Genomic DNA, 16,091 nt, shown 5'->3' on the forward strand with positions numbered 1-16,091 from the left:
GGGGAAAGCACGGCATGGCATGACGCGACGCGGCACGGCGTGGCGTGGCGTGGCGTGGCGTGGCAGGCACGGCACGGCACGGCACGGCACGGCACGATAGAGCGTGGCATTGAGTCGCTCGGCTCGGAACGACACGACGCGCATGCTTTCATCGGCGCGCGTGAATCGGTGCCCCCTTTGAAAAAGGGGGCAAGCGCTCGCGAACATTGGAAGCCGAGCCATCGATCGGTGCGCGGGGGATTTGCTTTGGCGACGCGGCCGCGATTCACGGCGGCGCATCGGTTTCGCGACGCGATGCCGGTGATTGCAGGCTGACCCTGGCTCGGCCCGGCGACCGAGCCGCCGCTGCCGGGCGCCCACGCACGAATGCGCGATGCAGCCGCGGCGCGCTCAATCGTCGACGAACACGAACGCCCGCTGCAGCAATCGCGAAAACGATTCGGCGATGAAGTACACGTTCTGGTACTTCGCTTCCGCCGGCATCGCCTTGCCGGTCTGCTGACGGTAGTCGCTTTCGTCCCATTCGTTCTCGTGGTCCCACCAGTAGAACCCCGGCCTGCGCTCGCGCGCGTCGATCAGGCAGACCAGATTGCCGGCGCCATCGGTGGCGACCGGCAGACTGCGATCGGGCAGGCGCCCCTCGTAGTTGCGCAACGCCCAGTCGAAACCCAGGTGGGCCGGCAGACGCTCGTCGGCGCCGAAGAAGGTCGCGACGATCGAACCGGCGAAGGTCGGATTCGCGAGCCCCGTGTCCGCCGCGTGCAGGTACTCGGGGCGGTCGCGCAGCGGCTCGCTGGCCACTTCTTCCTTGAAGTCCAGCCCGCCGCCCAGGCGGGCGAGGAAATCGCGATAGTCCTCGGGCAGTTCGAAACCGATCCGGCGTTCGAGTTGCCGGATCGCGAACGGGTCGAGCGGCGCGAAGGCATCGGCCGTCGCCCGGGTCACACCGCCGAGCCGCTGTAGTTCGTCTCGGTAATTCATCGTCTCTCCATGGCGAGGCGAGGGCCTGGACGCGACGCGCGATCGCGTGGTCTGGTCCAGGCCGGCGACGTGACCGTGCTGATCCGCATCCCAGGGCGAGGCGCGCCGCGCATGATCGGCGCCGCCCGTGGCCGGCACGGTACGGCAGCGCGCGACCGCTTCGGCGGGCTCGCCGGCCCGCTCGCCGCGCGAGTCCGGGCGCGAACGAAAAAGCCCGGCTCGCGCCGGGCTTCTTCGTTTCCTTCGATCACCCGATCAACCCGATCAACCGCCTGGATTGAAGCCGATCGTGCGACGCGTGGTGACCGGCGCCGGGACCGGCTGGAAGCGCCACTTGCGTACCGCGTTGACCGCTTCGCGATCGAACACGCGGGCCGGGTTCGAGCGCACCACGCGGGCCGCGGTGACCGAGCCGTCGGTGCCGACGGTGAACTCCACCTGGACCTCGCCCGAGGTGCCGGCGCGCAGGGCTTCGGGCGGATAACGCGGGGCCGGCGTGGACACCGCGCGCAGATCGCTCGGCGCGGTCGCGGCGGCGGCCGGCGCGGGCGCCGGGGCGGGCCGTTCCGGTGCGCGCTGCTCGGTGGCGCGTTGTTCGGCGGCCCGTTGCTCGGCCGCGCGTTGTTCGGCCGCGCGCTGGGTCGCGGCCTGACGGTCGGCGGCCTGCTGGGTCGCCAACTGCTGCGCGGCCTGCTGCTGCTGCGCGGCCTGCTGGGCCAGTCGCTGCTTCTCCAGCTCGACCTGCTTCTTGGCCTGATCCTCGGCGGTGAGCTTCTCCTGCTCGGCGCGCTTGGCCACCGCGTCCTGCTGGGCGGCGATCGAGGCCTTCAACCGGGCCAGGGCCGGGTGCTGGGCGTCGGCGCGTTCGATCAGCGCGGCCAGGCGCTGGGCTTCGGCAAAGTCCTCGCGGCCCACGCTCTGCTCGGTCGCGATGACCGTCATCGGCAGCAGGTCGGTCAGCGCGCTGGAGGCCACGGCGTCGGCCGGGGCTTTTTCGCGCAGGGCTAGGTAGTACTCGACGGCGTTGTCCTCGGCCGGCGCGTACAGACGGTTTTCCACATACGCCTTGCGCGCCGCTTCGCGCAGCTGATCGACCGTCAGCGACGAGACCTTGGCCGACACCGCGGTCTGCGCGGTCGGTGCCGGGGCACCGGCGGCCGGCGCGGGCGCCGCATCCGTGGGCGCGGCGGCCTGTTCTTTCTTGCCGCAGGCGGCGAGCACGAATCCGAGCGCGAACACCGCGGACACCTGCTTTACAACGGACAGCCGGCTGCTACGCCGATTATGAATAGCGACGATCATTTGTTTAAAGCTCCCCTGAAATACGCGAGACCCGTCCGATACGGGGCCGGGCGCACGTCCGATAGGACGCGCTAGCGGGCCGCGTTTGTCAAGCGTTCAGGTAGTGGTGGGCTACGGGATAGGCGTCAGAGACCGAGTGTGCCACCCATCGCGGCCGCTACCGATACCGGGTGTGTCGGTTTGCGCGGGCAGTCGCGATCGCGTCCACAGTTTTCGCCGGGTCGGCGACAGGCGGCGCGGGCGATGTCGCAGCGGTGAAACATCGCTGCGGGGCGGGTGCCGCCGGGCGCAAGCCAAGGTGGCTGACAACGCGCGGCACGGCACGACTCGGGCGCACCTCGCCGCCGCGCCGCGTCGGTTCGCCCAGACGCGCGCCGGCGACCGTACCCGGGCCTGCTTGCCGCCGCCCATCGTGTTCTAGAATCCCCGCACCACAGGCAGGGAGCGGGACATGAGCATTCTGGGTTTCATCAAGGGCGAGTTGCTGGAAATCATCGAATGGACCGATGACTCGCGCGACACCCTCTCGTTCCGCTACCCGGACGACGACAAGGAAATCAAGAACGGCGCCCAGCTGATCGTGCGCGAGTCGCAGCAGGTCCAGTTCGTCGCCGCCGGCCAGTACGCCGACCTGTTCAACCCCGGCAAGCACACCCTCAAGACCGAAAACATCCCGATCCTGTCGACGATCCTGGGCTGGAAGTACGGCTTCAACTCGCCGTTCAAGTGCGACGTCTACTTCCTCAACACGCGCCTGTTCACCGGCAACAAGTGGGGCACCTCCAACCCGGTGATGATGCGCGACGCCGACTTCGGCATCGTCCGCCTGCGCGCGTTCGGCACCTACGATTTCCGCATCGTCGACGCGGCCAGGTTCCTCAAGGAAGTGGCCGGCACCGACCAGAATTTCCGCCTCGACGAATTCGCCGACACCATGCGTTCGCGCATCGTCAGCGTGTTCACCGACGCGCTCGCCACCGCCAAGGTGCCGGCGCTGGACGTGGCCTCGCGCTACGGCGAACTCGGCGACGCGCTGCTGCCGATCATCAACCCGGCGATGACGTCCAAGTACGGCATCGAGATCACCGGCTTCGTGCTGGAGAACGTGTCGGTGCCGCCGGAAGTCGAGAAGGCGATCGACGCGCGTTCGAGCATGGGCGCGGTCGGCAACCTCAACGACTACGTCAAGTTCCAGATGGGCACCTCGATGGCCAACGGCAGCGACGGCGGCGCGGCCGGCGGCGCGGCGCAGATGGCGATCGGCTTCGGCATGGCCCAGGAAATGATGCGCAGCATGCAGAACCCGGCCCCGCAGGCCGCGACCGGCGCGGTGCCGCCGCCGTTGCCGGGCGCCGCCGCCGGTGGGCTGGAGGTGCTCACGCCCGAGCAGGCCGCCGCCGCGCTCGGCGTGTCGGTCGAGGACGTCGAGGCCGCGATCGCCTCGGGCGACCTGAAGGCGCGCAAGATCGGCAACGCCACCCGCATCGCCAAGGCCGCGCTCGAAGAATTCCTGCGCGGCTGATGAACAACGCGACCGTCGGAAAGCACCCCTGCCCGGAATGCGGCGGGGATCTGCAATGGAATGCGGCGAAGCAATCGCTGGCCTGCCCCTACTGCGGCACCGTGGTGCCGCTGGAACAGGCTGCGTCCGCGCCGGGCGACGGCAGCGCCGCAGTGGTCGAGCACGACCTGCTCGAAGCGCTCAAGCGCATGCAGGAACCGGCCGGCGGTCCGCCGCCGCTGCCGCCGCCTCCACTGTCCGCGTCCGCAACGGCCGGCAGCGCTTCGGGGTCGCAGGACCCCGAGCTCGCCGCCATCCACGCGGCGGTCGAACAATTGGCGAACACGCCCGGCAACGGGCCGCGCACGGCGAGCCGCTGGAGCGTGCAGGCCGGCGACACCCGCCTGCAGGGCTCGCAGAACGGCGGCGTGTTCGACCTGCTGCAAAGCATGGCCAACACCCCGCCCGACCAGCGCGGCTACGGCGCGCAGCGGCGCGAAGTGCAGTGCCGCAGTTGCCACGCGATCTCGGTGTTCGTCGACGGCAAGGTCGCCGACCGCTGCGAATTCTGCGGCTCGCCGTCGATCATCGAGCACGAATCGCTCGGCGATGCGATCACCCCGCAGAGCGTGCTGCCGTTCAAGATCAGCGACGGCCAGGTGCGCGACTCGATCCGCGCCTGGTACGGCACGCGCTGGTTCGCGCCGAACCGGCTCAAGACCGCGGCGCTGACCGACACGCTCAAGGGCATCTACCTGCCGTACTGGACCTTCGACGCGCAGGTCTCGGCGAACTGGACGGCCGAGGCCGGCTATCACTACTACGAGACCGAGAGCTACACCGAGAACGGCCAACGCAAGACCCGGCAGGTGCAGCGCACGCGCTGGGAAGACGCCTCGGGTTCGCTGCGGCATTTCTTCGACGACGACCTGGTGCCGGGCACGGTCGGCGTGCATCAAGATTTATTGCAGCAGATCGGCTCGTTCCCGACCACCACCGACCTCAAGCCGTACTCGCCCGAGTTCGTGCGCGGCTGGCTGGTCGAGCGCTACCAGGTCGACCTGCGCCGCGCCGCGCAGCAAAGCGAAGCGTCGATGCAGGAGCAGACGCGTTCGTTGTGTTCGGCGCAGGTGCCCGGCGATACGCAGCGCAACCTGCAGGTCGATGCGACGTTCCGCGGCCGCACCTTCAAGCACATCCTGGTGCCGGTGTGGTTGGTCAGCTACACCTATGGGTCGCGCAGTTTTCAGGTGTTGGCGAACGGCTACACGGGGCAGATCGCGGGTGAGCGGCCGTATAGCTGGGTGAAGATTTTCTTCGCGGTGGTGGCGGCGTTGATTGCGTTGGTGGTGATTTTTGGGGTGTTGGGGCGCTGATGGGTGGGTGGGCGCGGTGGGCGCACCTGCGTTGGTTTCAGCGTGCAGTGACCAGGGTGATGGGCGCGGCGCCGGTCTTCGATCGCCTGTGGATATCGAACTCCGTCGCCGCTTGGGCCGCCCCCTGTAGGAGCGGCGCAAGCCGCGACCGCGCCATCGCGCCGACTTCGCAACTTTCGTCATAGCTGCGTTCCCGCGGTCGCGGCTTGCGCCGCTCCTACAGGTAGGCCATGCGGCTTTCGCCTGAAGTCGCGCAGTTCATCCAGCGCTGCGAGGCGACTCACTCGCGAGAACAACAGCACACCCGGAGGGCGGCGCACAGGGATGTGCGCCGTGCGCCACCGAGACAGGATGTCTCGTGTGGCGCATGCCTGCGCCTGCTCCGCACGCGCGGGCTCTTGATTCAAGAAAAAAGCGTTTTTCTTTGGTTACCTTTCTTTTGTCGCTTTTGACAAAAGAAAGTGACCCGCCGCTTTAGTGGCGGAAGCTTTTGATCCTGCTTGCAGCTCCTGAGGCTTCAAAGCTTTGAAGCTGTAGAGCCTTTGAAGCCAAAGGCAAGATCAACAGCTTTCGTCCGCAAGCGGCCGAGTTACTTTCTTTTGTCAAAAGCGACAAAAGAAAGGTAACCAAAGAAAAACGCTTTTCTTTGAATCAAGTGCCCGCAAGTGCGGAGCTTGCGCAGGCACGCGCCACACGGGACATCCATGTCCCGGTGGCGCGCGGCGCGCATCCATGCGCGCCGCCCTCCGGGTGTGCTTTTGCTAACGCGAGTTACAAGCCTCGCAGTGCTGGAGGTACAGCTCGATATGCGGCGCAAGCCAAAGCGAAGCGAGCGACAGCGACAGCGACAGCGACAGCGACAGCGACAGCGACAGCGACAGCGACAGCGACAGCGACAGCGACAGCGACAGCGACAGCGACAGCGACAGCGACAATTTCAGATTGCATCAGCCACCGAAACCTGGATTTCCGGACGGCCAGCAAACCTGGAAGAGTTATCCCCAAGCCGGGCCGTTGAGCCGCCATAGGCGTTGACCACGACGCCTGCCACCCGGCGGCTGCGCTCAACCAAGATCAATTCTTGATTGAAGATCAAGAGTAATTCGCCGAAAACCCCATTTTTCGGCAAAGGCCATCCGCCGACACTGCGCATCCCCATCCACCGGATGCCCGCCATGCCCCTCGCCCTCCTGGCCCTGACCCTCGGCGCCTTCGCCATCGGCACCACCGAGTTCGTCATCGTCGGCCTGATCCCCACCATCGCCGCCGACCTCGGCGTCGACCTGCCCTCGGCCGGCCTGCTGGTCAGCCTGTACGCGCTCGGCGTCGCCATCGGCGCGCCGCTGCTGACCGCGCTGACCGGGCGGGTGCCGCGCAAGACCCTGCTGGTCGGGCTGATGGCGCTGTTCACCGTCGGCAACCTCGTTGCCTGGCTCGCGCCGGGGTACGCCACCTTGATCGTCGCGCGCATCCTCACCGGCCTCGCCCACGGCGTGTTCTTCTCGGTCGGCTCGATCATCGCCACCAGCCTGGTGCCGAAGGACAAGGCCGCCAGCGCCATCGCGACCATGTTCAGCGGCATGACCGCCGCCTTCGTCACCGGCATTCCGATGGGCACCTTCATCGGCCAGCACTTCGGTTGGCGCACCACGTTCCTCGTGGTCGCCGCGTTCGGCCTGATCGCGATGCTCGGCAGCGCGTTGTTCGTGCCGAAGAAGATCGCCCACACCGCGCCGGCGCCGCTGCTCAAGCAGGCCGCGGTGCTGCTGCAACCGCGCTTGCTGCTGGTCTATGCGATGACCGCGGTCGGTTACGGCGGTTCGTTGATCGCCTTCACCTACCTCGCGCCGATCCTGCAGGACATCGCCGGGTTCAGTCCGAACATGGTCAGCCTGGTGTTGCTCGCCTACGGCGTATCGGTCGCGTTCGGCAACGTCTGGGGCGGCAAGCTCGCCGACCGGCACGGCCCGATCAAGGCCTTGAAGACGATCTTCCTGCTGCTGGCCGCGGTGTTGTTCGTGCTGAGCTTCACCGCGCACAACCCGTGGTTGGTGGTACTCACTGCGCTGGCCTGGGGCGCGGTCGCGTTCGGCAACGTGCCGGGCCTGCAGGTGTACGTGGTCAAGCAGGCCGAGCACTACTCGCCGCAGGCGGTCGACGTCGCCGCCGGTTTCAACATCGCCGCGTTCAATCTCGGCGTCGCCGGCGGCTCCTGGGCCGGTGGCCTCGTCGTCACTCACCTCGGCCTGGGCCATACGCCGTGGGTCGGCGCGCTGGTGGTGCTCGGCGCGTTCGGCCTGACCGCGCTGAGCGGCTGGCTCGACCGTCGCGATGGTCTGCCTGATCGCGCCAGCGGCGCCATCGCTGTCGCGCATTGATTCTTTTTTCTGACACTTGAGGATTTCTCCATGAACCTTCCCGCCTTCGGCCTCGGCACCTTTCGTCTCAAGGACCAGGTCGTCATCGACTCGGTGCGCAACGGCCTGGAACTGGGCTATCGCGTCATCGACACCGCGCAGATCTACGGCAACGAAGCGCAGGTCGGTCAGGCCATCGCCGACAGCGGCGTGGCCCGCGACGAACTTTTCATCACCACCAAGATCTGGGTCGACAACCTGTCCAAGGACGCGCTGATCCCCAGCCTGCGCGAAAGCCTGGACAAGCTGCGCACCGATCGCGTCGACCTGACCTTGATCCATTGGCCGTCGCCGGGCGACGCGGTGTCGGTGGATGAATTCATGACCGCGCTCGCGCAAGCCAAGGCGCAAGGGCTGACCCGCGCGATCGGCGTGTCGAACTTCAACATCGACCTGATGCAGCGCGCGATCGATGTTGTCGGCGCCGATGCGATCGCCACCAATCAAGTCGAACTGCATCCCTACCTGCAGAACCGCAAGCTCGCGCAGTTCGCCCAGAGCCAAGGCATCGGGCTGACTTCGTACATGACCCTGGCCTACGGCAAGGTGCTCGGCGATCCGGTCATCGTCGAGATCGCGCGCAAGCACGACGCGACGCCGGCGCAGGTCTCGCTGGCCTGGGCGATGCAGCTGGGCTACGCGGTGATCCCGTCTTCGACCAGGCGCGAGAATCTGGCGAGCAACCTGCTCGCGACCTCGCTGCGCCTGAGCGACGACGACATGGCGCGCATCGCCACGCTTGATCGTGGCGAGCGCTTGACCGATCCCGATCGCCTTGCGCCTGCGTGGGATTGATCGCGGCGTGATCCTTCCGGCTACGAACGCGGCTGTCCGAAACTCCGCGGTCGCGGCTCGCGCCGCTCCTACAGGTAGCCCATGTAGGAGCGAGGCAAGTCGCGACCGCGAATCATCGCCAACGTCGCCACCGACCTACCGCAAGCGAACCCCTCCAACGATTCTTGCCTCCACGGAAAAGATCGTTTGCTCCACACCCGATTTTTCCGCCACATCCACAGCCCTACACTTCCCCCCCCGAACCACCGAGACCCGCCATGCTGTTCACCTCCCACCGCCTGGGCGACTTCGACACCCGCAACCGCATCGTCATGCCGCCGATGACCCGCTCGCGCGCCGGCCGTGGCGATGTCGCCACCGAGCTGATGGCGCAGTACTACGCGCAACGCGCCGGCGCCGGCCTGATCGTCAGCGAAGGCACCCAGATCAGCCGCCAGGGCCAGGGTTATGCGTGGACGCCCGGCATCTACACCGCCGAGCAGATCGCCGGCTGGCGCAAGGTCACCGACGCGGTCCACGCGCAGGGCGGCCGCATGTTCGCCCAGCTGTGGCATGTCGGCCGCGTCTCGCACGTGGCCTTGCAGGAAGGCGGCGCCGCGCCGGTGTCGTCGTCGCCGCTGACCGCGATCGGGGTGAAAGTGTTCGTCGATGTCGAAGGCCGCGGGCCGGAAGCCGGCGTCGGCGAAATGGTCCAGCACTCCGCGCCGCGCGCGCTCACGATCGAGGAAATCGCCGGCATCGTCGCCGACTTCGCCCAGGCCGCGCACAACGCGTTGGAGGCCGGTTTCGACGGGGTCGAACTGCACGGCGCCAACGGCTATCTGATCAACCAGTTCATCGACTCGCAGGCCAACACGCGCAGCGACGAATACGGCGGCTCGTTGCCCAACCGCCTGCGTTTCCTGCGCGAAGTCGCGCAAGCGGTGTTCGACGTGGTCGGCCCCGGCCGCCTCGGCGTGCGGCTGGCGCCGTTGACCACCTTGCAAGGCGCGGTCGACGACACTCCGCAGGCGACGTATCTGGCCGCGGCGAAAATCCTCGACGACCTCGGCGCGGCCTATATCCACGTCGCCGAAGCCGACTGGGACGACGCGCCCGGCATGCCCGACGCGTTTCGCGAAGCGCTGCGCATCGTGTTCGGCGGCACGCTGATTTATTCGGGCCGCTACACCAAACAACGCGCCGAAGAAGCGTTGAGCAACGGTTGGGCCGACCTGATCGGCTTCGGCCGGCCGTTCATCGCCAATCCGGATCTGCCGCATCGGCTCGAACACGATCTGCCGCTCAGCGAAGGCGATCGCACGCGCTACTTCGGCGGCGGCGCGCAGGGGTATACCGACTACGCCCGGGCCGCCTGAGGTACGTCGGCTTTCGACGCCGTGCATCGGCGCCGACAGGCGGCGGCGAATCAATCGACCGCTTTTCAGCTCGGCCACTTCGACCCGCGAATCACGCTGCAGAAGTTGCCCCGCGCGAACCCGGGCTCCTTGTCGGCGATCACGTCGGCCTTGACGTTGCCGAAGGTCGTCTCCGGCTTGTGCCGGATGCCGTCGTAGAAAGCCTGCAGGATAGCTTCCTTGAAGCGCGCGCCGCGCGGATGTTCGCGCACCACCGCCTCGCGTTGCGCGTCGCTGTAGCGGTCGTAGGTCAGGCCCAGCACGTCCATCTCTACGCCCGCGGTGACCAGCGCGATCAGCGGATGCATGTGCTGCGGAATGCCGGGCGTGGTGTGCAGCGCGATCGCAGTCCAGACCGTGTCAATGTCGTAGGGGGCGATGCCGCGCGCGCCGAGGAAATCGCGCGCCGCATTGGCGCCGTCGACCTCGAACCGTTCGCAGGCGCTGCTGTGGCGGTGGGTCAGCCCGAGATCGTGGAACATGCAGCCGCAGTACAACAGCTCCGGATCGAACTTCAGCCCGCGCTCGCGGCCGGCCAGCGCGGCGAAGTAGTACACCCGGCTGGAATGATGGAACAGCAGCGGCGAGGCGGTGTCGCGGACCAGCTCGGTGATCTCGCGCGCCAGCGCGCTGTCGGGAATGCGGATGCCGTCGATGTCGGGGTTCATGGCCGTGTCGGGAGTCGGGGGACTTTCATGCTCCACCCGGGGTGCGATGTCCTCAATCGGCGCAATACGTCCTAGACTGCCATTTCACGCGTGCAGCCGACGCCGGTGCGTCGAGAGGCGAATGTCATGGCCCGAACCATCGCGATCCTCGCCCTGCCGTCGGTGCAACTGCTCGACGTCTCCGGTCCGCTGGACGTGTTCGCGCAAGCCAATACCGAAACCGGACGCGAGGCCTACGCGCTGCGCGTGGTCGCCTGCGAGGCCGGGCCGATCCGCAGTTCCTCAGGCATGCGCCTGTTGCCGGACCTGATCGCCGGACGCTCGGACGAACGCTTCGACACCTTGCTGATCGCCGGCGCGCCGAACGCCTCGCGCGCGCGCCTCAAGGACAGCGTGCTGGCCTGGATCCGTGCGAGCGCGACGAAATCGCGGCGTTACGGCTCGGTCTGCACCGGCGCGTTCGCGCTCGCCGCCGCCGGCCTGCTCGACGGCCGCCGCGCGACCACGCATTGGGCCGCCGCCGCCGCGCTCGCCTCGGCGTATCCGAACGCGACGATCGAAGCCGATGCACTGATCGTGCGCGACGGCAAACTGCGCACCGCCGCGGGCGTCACCGCCGGCCTGGATCTCGCCCTGGCCTTGGTCGAGGAAGATCTCGGGCGCGAACTGGCGATGCGGGTGGCGTCGCAGTTGGTGATGTTCTTCAAGCGCCCGGGCGGGCAATTGCAGTTCAGCCGCCACGGCCAGGCGCATCCGGCCGGACGTTCGGCGCTGCAGGAAGTGCAGCGTTGGGTCGCGGCGAATCCGGCGCAGGATCACAGCGTCGATGCGCTGGCCGAACGCGCGGGTTTGAGCCCGCGGCATTTCGCGCGCTTGTTCCTGGCTGAAGTCGGGATCACGCCGGCGGCGTGGGTCGAGTCGGCGCGGATCGACCGCGCGCGCGATTTGCTGGAATCCGGCCACGCGCCCAAGCAAGTCGCGGCGCTGTGCCGCTTCGCCAACGCCGACACGCTGCGGCGCTCGTTCGCGCGCCACCTCGGCGTCACGCCGGCGGAGTATCGGCGGCGGCACGGTCACGGCCGCGCCTGAGGCGGTTCGCGCGGCGGCTTATTTGCCGATGCAGAAGCTCGAAAAGATATGCCCGAGCAAATCGTCGGCGCGCACGCGGCCGGTGATTTCGCCTAGCGCATCGTGCGCCTGGCGCAAGGCTTCGGCGGCGAGGTCGAGCATTTCGTGGTCGAGTTGCGCGCGCGCGTCGTCGAGTTCGTCGCGCGCGCGCAGCAGCGCATCGACGTGGCGCGCGCGCGCGGTGAACGCGCCTTCGCTGGCGTCGGCGGCGTCGCCCTGCGCCAGCGCGCGCAAACGCGCGTGCAGACGATCGAGCCCGGCGCCGCTGCGCGCGGACACGAACACGCGGTCTTCGCCGCCGATGTCGGCCGGCGTGGGCGAACCGTAGTCGGATTCGATCAGGTCGATCTTGTTGTAGACGTACAGGCAGGCCGGCACGCCGACGATGGCATCGGCGACCGAAGCCAGGCCGCTGTCGGGATCGCGCGCATCCAGCACCACGATGGCGAGATCGGCGCGGACCAGTTCGCCGCGCGCGCGACGCATGCCTTCGCGCTCGATCGCATCGCCGCCTTCGCGCAAGCCGGCGGTGTCGACCAAAGTGAGTTCGACACCGTCGAGTTTGACCGTTTCGTGCAGCAGGTCGCGGGTGGTGCCGGCGATGTCGGTGACGATGGCACGCTCGCTGCCGGCCAGCGCATTCAACAGCGAACTCTTGCCGGCGTTGGGCGGGCCGACGATCACCGCGTGCAGGCCGTCGCGCAGGCGGCGGCCGCGTTCGGCGGCGGCGAGCAGATCGTCGAGCGCGGTCGAGGCGGCGGCGAAGCGTGTGCGCAACGCGGCGCCGCCGAGCGTGTCGAGCGATTCGTCGGCGAAGTCGATCGCCGCTTCGACGTGGACGCGGATCGCCAGCACGTCGTCGGCGAGCGCTTCGACCCGGCGCGAAAACTCGCCGTCGAGGGCGCGGCGCGCGGCGCGCGCGGCGCGCGCATCGCCAGCCGCGATCAGGTCGGCGACCGCTTCGGCCTGGGCAAGATCCAGGCGTCCTTCGAGAAACGCGCGTTCGCTGAATTCACCCGGTCGCGCGCGGCGGGCGCCCAAGGCGCACACGCGCGCGAGCAACTCCTCCAGCAACGCCGGGCCGCCATGCGCCTGCAGTTCGACCACGTCCTCGCCGGTGTAGCTCGCCGGCGCGGCGAAGTACAAGGCGATGCCGTCGTCGAGGGTTTCGCCCTGGGCATCGTGGAAATGCACGTAGTGCGCGTGGCGCGGTTGCAACTCGCGCGCGGCGATGGCCTGGGCGATGGCGAGCGAGCGCGAACCCGACACGCGCACAATGCCGACGCCACCGGCGCCGGGGGCGGTGGCGATCGCGGCGATGGTGTCGCGGGCGGAGGGTGAGGTCATGGCGGCGATGATAAATCTCGGGGCTGCGAAGCGTGCGTGTTTGCTTGGCTAGGCGGCGCTGGGATGACGGTTGAGATGGGTTCCCCGTGCGCAACGACGCCGGGACTTACCGGCGGTCACGCCGTCCTTGCTCGTCATTCCCGCGAAGGCGGGAATCCAGAGACTTCAGAGTCATGCCTGGATGAAGCCCTGGATTCCCGCCTTCGCGGGAATGACGAGCACGGGCAGCGGGGATAAATCTCGGGACGGGAACGCGCGTGTTTGTGCGGCAAAGAGCACTTTCTGGCCCGGCCTGCTTTTTTTGCTCGTCATTCCTGCGAAGGCGGGCTCTGCTTCACTTCGGCGAAGCCGAACATCCAGAGACTTCAGAGCCATGCCTCGGTGAAGCCGTGGATTCCCGCCTTCGCGGGAATGACGAGCACGGGCGGCGGTCAGATACCGAAGCTCGAACTGAAGCCGAAGTCGGCGAATGTAACCACGACGTCCCCAAAAACACGAAGCCCGCCAAACGGCGGGCTTCGTATCACAGCAAGTCGACAACGACCTCAGTCCTTGTCTTTATCCTTGCCCGGCGTCGCCGAGGCCTCGGCGTAACGCTTGGTCGTCAGCCACTGCTGCAGCAGGCCCAGGCCGCCGTTGGCCACCTGGTACAACACCAGGCCGGCCGGCAGGAACGCCAGGATCACGCCGAAGATCAGCGGCATGAACTGCATCATCTTGGCCTGCGCCGGGTCCATGCCGGTCATCGGCGTGAGCTTCTGCGTGGTCCACATGATCGCGATGTTCATCAGCGGCAGCACGAAGAACGGGTCGCGCGCGGTCAGGTCGTGGATCCACAGCATCCACGGCGCGTGACGCAGCTCGACCGACTCGGCGAGCATCCAGTACAAGGTCATGAAGATGATCATCTGCGGCAGCAGCGGCAGACAGCCGCCGACCGGATTGATCTTCTCCTTCTTGTACAGCTCCATCAGCGCCATCTGGAACTTCTGCTTGTCCTCGCCGTAGCGCTCCTTGAGCTGAGCCACGCGCGGCTGGAACTTGCGCATCTTCGCCGCCGACTTGTACTGCGCGGCCGACAGCGGATACAGCGCCAGCTTCAGCAGCACCACCAGGCCGATGATCGCCCAGCCCCAGTTGCCGAACAGGTTATGCAGTTTTTCCAGCAGCCAGAACAGGCCGTTGGCGAGGGTGGCGAAGATGCTGTAGCTGCTGAAGTCGACCGCGCGGTCCAGGCCCTGCACGTTCTGCGCTTCGATCGCCTTGACCAGCTTCGGGCCGATCCACAGGCGCGCTTCGGTCTCGGCCTTGGCGCCGGGGGCGACGGTGACGCCCGGGCCGAGGTCGCGGATCAGGTACTGCGGCAGACCGCCGGCGTTGAGCTGCTCGAGCGAGAACTGGCCCTGGTCCTTCGTGCCCGGAATCCAGGCGGCGAAGAAGTGGTGCTGGAGCATCGCGATCCAGCCGCCGGTGACCTGCTTGTCGAGCTTGCCGTCGTCCTGGAACTTGTCGAACTTGCGCTTCTCGTACTTGTCGGTCGGGCTGTACCACGCCGCGCCCTGGAAGCTGTACTGCTCCGGGCTGAAGGGGCCCTTGTGGACCAGTTCGCGCGGCACCCGGCTGAGCTGGCGGTAGACGAAACCCGACCACGGCGCGGCGCTGGCGTTGACGACTTCGTCGCGCACCTTCACCGCGTAGTCGCCGCGGCGGAAGCTGTAGGTGCGGGTGATGGTCACGCCGTTCGGGCCGGTCCACACGAACGGCACCGACAGGTCGCGCGCGCCGTCGGCGAGGACGACATTGCGCTGCGGGCCGGCGAAGCGGAAACCCGACTCATGCGTCGGCGCGGCATTGCTCTGGCTGACCCAGCCGCTCTGGGCGACGAAGAACAGGGTCGAGTCGCTGGCCAGCAGCCGCATCGGCGGGCTGTTGGGTTCGGAGGTGATCGGGTACTTGAGCAGGTCGGCTTCGCTGAGCTCGCCGCCGCGCAGGTTCACCTTGAGCACGTCGGTGGTCACGGTGACGATGCCGTCGCTGGCGTCCGCCGCGGCAGCGCCGACGGTGGCAGCGGCGGCGGCCGGCGAACCGGGCACGGCCGGCGCGGCGCTCGGCACGCCGGGCACCGCGGCCACGGCGCCATTGGCGGCGGTGGGCACGGTGCTGGCCGGGGCGACGATCGCCGGCGCAGCGGTCGGCGGCGGCGCGGATTTCTCCTTGCCCCACTCCATCCACAACAAGGTCGCCACCATCAGCCAGGCGAGGATCAGAAAAGCACGGGTCTGGTTCATGGGCAGCAGGCAGGCTCAGCCGGGACCGGGGTCCGGCATGGGGTCGGAAGGGGAAGCGGCCGGCATTGTGCCGGGCGCCGCAGTTGCGGGCAATGCGGGCGCCGGCCGGGGAGCGGCGCGCTTGAGCAGACTCAGGAAGGCCGCGCGGAGTTCCTCGCCGCTGCAGCGCGAGGCGCCGGGTCGGGCGACGAGGACGTAATCGCCGCGCGGGAGCTCGTCGCGCACATGGCGAAAGGCATCGCGCAACACGCGCTTGATGCGGTTGCGGCCGACCGCGTGCGGATCGACCTTGCGCGACACCGCCAGGCCCATGCGCGGCGCGAGGTCCGGATCGGGCTGGAAATGCAAAGCGAGCACGGGCAGCGCCACGCGCCGGCCATGCTTGAAGATTCGGTCGAAATCGGAGCGCGCGCGTACCCGCGCGGTGCGCGGGAAGCGGGTCGAATTCATCGGATGCGATCGGTGACGCGACGCGGGATCGGCACGGCAGGTGCGATCACACGCGGCGCGTTCGCCGGCAACGCTTAGGCGGTGAGACGCTTGCGGCCCTTGGCACGACGACGGGCGAGAATCTTGCGGCCGTCGGCAGTCGCCATGCGGGCACGGAAACCGTGGTCGCGCTTACGCTTGAGGTTGCTGGGCTGGTAGGTGCGCTTGGTGGCCATGATTCGGCTCGAATGTAGACGGCGTAGAGGACCGCGGATTCTATAGAACCGCCCGAGTCCGGGTCAAGCCTTTGTTTAGTTTGGGCTTTGCGATCCGTGACCCGCACCGTCTTACGGCCCGCCCCAGCCTGTGCATGAACCTGTGGATTAATTCTGTTCCGGACCGAGGCTCGATGGTAGTCTGACCGACCCCTGGCCTCCTCCGGCGCGATGCGAGCATCGTGCG

15 protein-coding genes are annotated in these 16,091 nt (G+C 67.8%); 6 read left to right on the forward strand and 9 right to left on the reverse strand.

What is annotated here, in order from left to right; all coding sequences use genetic code 11:
- Window positions 1-390: 390 nt before the first annotated feature.
- Both KME82_RS26400 and KME82_RS26405 read right to left on the reverse strand, forming a co-directional pair.
- A complete protein-coding gene (locus tag KME82_RS26400; protein WP_215496692.1) occupies window positions 391-981 on the reverse strand; it encodes an SMI1/KNR4 family protein in 591 nt (196 codons plus the stop codon).
- Window positions 982-1,245: 264 nt separating this feature from the next.
- Window positions 1,246-2,283: an energy transducer TonB gene (locus KME82_RS26405; RefSeq protein WP_215496693.1), complete on the reverse strand. Its 1,038-nt coding sequence runs from the start codon at window positions 2,281-2,283 to the stop codon at window positions 1,246-1,248.
- Between the two features lie 451 nt (window positions 2,284-2,734).
- On the opposite strand from KME82_RS26405, the gene KME82_RS26410 reads away from it, so the two are divergent.
- Complete coding sequence (locus tag KME82_RS26410; protein ID WP_215496694.1) at window positions 2,735-3,805, forward strand: SPFH and helix-turn-helix domain-containing protein; 1,071 nt, start codon at window positions 2,735-2,737, stop codon at window positions 3,803-3,805.
- Window positions 3,805-5,160 carry a zinc ribbon domain-containing protein gene (locus KME82_RS26415; RefSeq protein WP_215496695.1) on the forward strand — a complete coding sequence of 452 codons (1,356 nt, stop codon included), beginning with the start codon at window positions 3,805-3,807 and terminating at the stop codon, window positions 5,158-5,160. Before KME82_RS26410 ends, KME82_RS26415 begins: the two co-directional genes overlap by 1 nt.
- 761 nt (window positions 5,161-5,921) lie before the next feature.
- Here KME82_RS26415 and KME82_RS26420 read toward each other — a convergent pair.
- Window positions 5,922-6,095, reverse strand: coding sequence for a hypothetical protein (locus KME82_RS26420; RefSeq protein WP_215496696.1), 174 nt, complete (start codon window positions 6,093-6,095; stop codon window positions 5,922-5,924).
- A gap of 2 nt (window positions 6,096-6,097) precedes the next feature.
- The gene (locus KME82_RS26425; protein WP_215496697.1) at window positions 6,098-6,337 is read right to left on the reverse strand and encodes a hypothetical protein; all 240 of its coding nucleotides are present in this window, start codon (window positions 6,335-6,337) and stop codon (window positions 6,098-6,100) included.
- Here KME82_RS26425 and KME82_RS26430 point away from each other — a divergent pair.
- The 3 genes from KME82_RS26430 (at window position 6,336) to KME82_RS26440 (ending at window position 9,730) form a co-directional block, all read left to right on the forward strand.
- Window positions 6,336-7,538, forward strand: a complete 1,203-nt coding sequence (locus tag KME82_RS26430) for an MFS transporter (protein WP_215496698.1) — start codon at window positions 6,336-6,338, stop codon at window positions 7,536-7,538. The two genes, KME82_RS26425 and KME82_RS26430, sit on opposite strands and share 2 nt — an antisense overlap.
- Before the next feature lie 30 nt (window positions 7,539-7,568).
- A complete protein-coding gene (dkgB, locus tag KME82_RS26435) occupies window positions 7,569-8,372 on the forward strand; it encodes a 2,5-didehydrogluconate reductase DkgB (protein WP_215496699.1) in 804 nt (267 codons plus the stop codon).
- A 257-nt stretch (window positions 8,373-8,629) separates the two neighbouring features.
- Entirely contained in the window at window positions 8,630-9,730 is a 1,101-nt protein-coding gene (locus tag KME82_RS26440) for an alkene reductase (RefSeq protein WP_215496700.1), read from the forward strand.
- A gap of 65 nt (window positions 9,731-9,795) precedes the next feature.
- Here KME82_RS26440 and KME82_RS26445 read toward each other — a convergent pair whose 3' ends face one another.
- Complete coding sequence (locus tag KME82_RS26445) at window positions 9,796-10,437, reverse strand: HD domain-containing protein (protein ID WP_215496701.1); 642 nt, start codon at window positions 10,435-10,437, stop codon at window positions 9,796-9,798.
- 126 nt (window positions 10,438-10,563) lie between these two features.
- On the opposite strand from KME82_RS26445, the gene KME82_RS26450 reads away from it, so the two are divergent.
- Complete coding sequence (locus KME82_RS26450) at window positions 10,564-11,526, forward strand: GlxA family transcriptional regulator (protein WP_215496702.1); 963 nt, start codon at window positions 10,564-10,566, stop codon at window positions 11,524-11,526.
- An 18-nt stretch (window positions 11,527-11,544) separates the two neighbouring features.
- Here the strand turns inward: KME82_RS26450 and mnmE are convergent, their stop codons facing one another.
- The 4 genes from mnmE to rpmH form a co-directional block, all read right to left on the reverse strand.
- Complete coding sequence (gene mnmE, locus KME82_RS26455; RefSeq protein ID WP_215496703.1) at window positions 11,545-12,912, reverse strand: tRNA uridine-5-carboxymethylaminomethyl(34) synthesis GTPase MnmE; 1,368 nt, start codon at window positions 12,910-12,912, stop codon at window positions 11,545-11,547.
- Window positions 12,913-13,457: 545 nt separating this feature from the next.
- On the reverse strand, window positions 13,458-15,200 hold the full coding sequence (gene yidC / locus KME82_RS26460) for a membrane protein insertase YidC (RefSeq protein WP_215496704.1): 1,743 nt from the start codon (window positions 15,198-15,200) through the stop codon (window positions 13,458-13,460).
- 15 nt (window positions 15,201-15,215) lie between these two features.
- Window positions 15,216-15,650 (reverse strand): ribonuclease P protein component, encoded by a 435-nt coding sequence (gene rnpA / locus KME82_RS26465; RefSeq protein WP_046658563.1) that lies wholly within the window; start codon window positions 15,648-15,650, stop codon window positions 15,216-15,218.
- 74 nt (window positions 15,651-15,724) lie between these two features.
- Window positions 15,725-15,865 carry a 50S ribosomal protein L34 gene (gene rpmH / locus KME82_RS26470; protein WP_027083663.1) on the reverse strand — a complete coding sequence of 47 codons (141 nt, stop codon included), beginning with the start codon at window positions 15,863-15,865 and terminating at the stop codon, window positions 15,725-15,727.
- Window positions 15,866-16,091: the final 226 nt, after the last annotated feature.

Origin of the sequence: Lysobacter capsici (assembly GCF_018732085.1) — a bacterium.
GTDB classification, from domain to species: domain Bacteria; phylum Pseudomonadota; class Gammaproteobacteria; order Xanthomonadales; family Xanthomonadaceae; genus Lysobacter; species Lysobacter capsici_A.

Coding starts and splice junctions, on each gene's coding strand:
- KME82_RS26400 (WP_215496692.1), bottom strand. CDS start 981: ATGAATTACCGAGACGAACTACAGCGGCTCGGCGGTGTGACCCGGGCG.
- KME82_RS26405 (WP_215496693.1), bottom strand. CDS start 2,283: ATGATCGTCGCTATTCATAATCGGCGTAGCAGCCGGCTGTCCGTTGTA.
- KME82_RS26410 (WP_215496694.1), top strand. CDS start 2,735: ATGAGCATTCTGGGTTTCATCAAGGGCGAGTTGCTGGAAATCATCGAA.
- KME82_RS26415 (WP_215496695.1), top strand. CDS start 3,805: ATGAACAACGCGACCGTCGGAAAGCACCCCTGCCCGGAATGCGGCGGG.
- KME82_RS26430 (WP_215496698.1), top strand. CDS start 6,336: ATGCCCCTCGCCCTCCTGGCCCTGACCCTCGGCGCCTTCGCCATCGGC.
- KME82_RS26425 (WP_215496697.1), bottom strand. CDS start 6,337: ATGGCGGGCATCCGGTGGATGGGGATGCGCAGTGTCGGCGGATGGCCT.
- dkgB (WP_215496699.1), top strand. CDS start 7,569: ATGAACCTTCCCGCCTTCGGCCTCGGCACCTTTCGTCTCAAGGACCAG.
- KME82_RS26440 (WP_215496700.1), top strand. CDS start 8,630: ATGCTGTTCACCTCCCACCGCCTGGGCGACTTCGACACCCGCAACCGC.
- KME82_RS26445 (WP_215496701.1), bottom strand. CDS start 10,437: ATGAACCCCGACATCGACGGCATCCGCATTCCCGACAGCGCGCTGGCG.
- KME82_RS26450 (WP_215496702.1), top strand. CDS start 10,564: ATGGCCCGAACCATCGCGATCCTCGCCCTGCCGTCGGTGCAACTGCTC.
- mnmE (WP_215496703.1), bottom strand. CDS start 12,912: ATGACCTCACCCTCCGCCCGCGACACCATCGCCGCGATCGCCACCGCC.
- yidC (WP_215496704.1), bottom strand. CDS start 15,200: ATGAACCAGACCCGTGCTTTTCTGATCCTCGCCTGGCTGATGGTGGCG.
- rnpA (WP_046658563.1), bottom strand. CDS start 15,650: ATGAATTCGACCCGCTTCCCGCGCACCGCGCGGGTACGCGCGCGCTCC.
- rpmH (WP_027083663.1), bottom strand. CDS start 15,865: ATGGCCACCAAGCGCACCTACCAGCCCAGCAACCTCAAGCGTAAGCGC.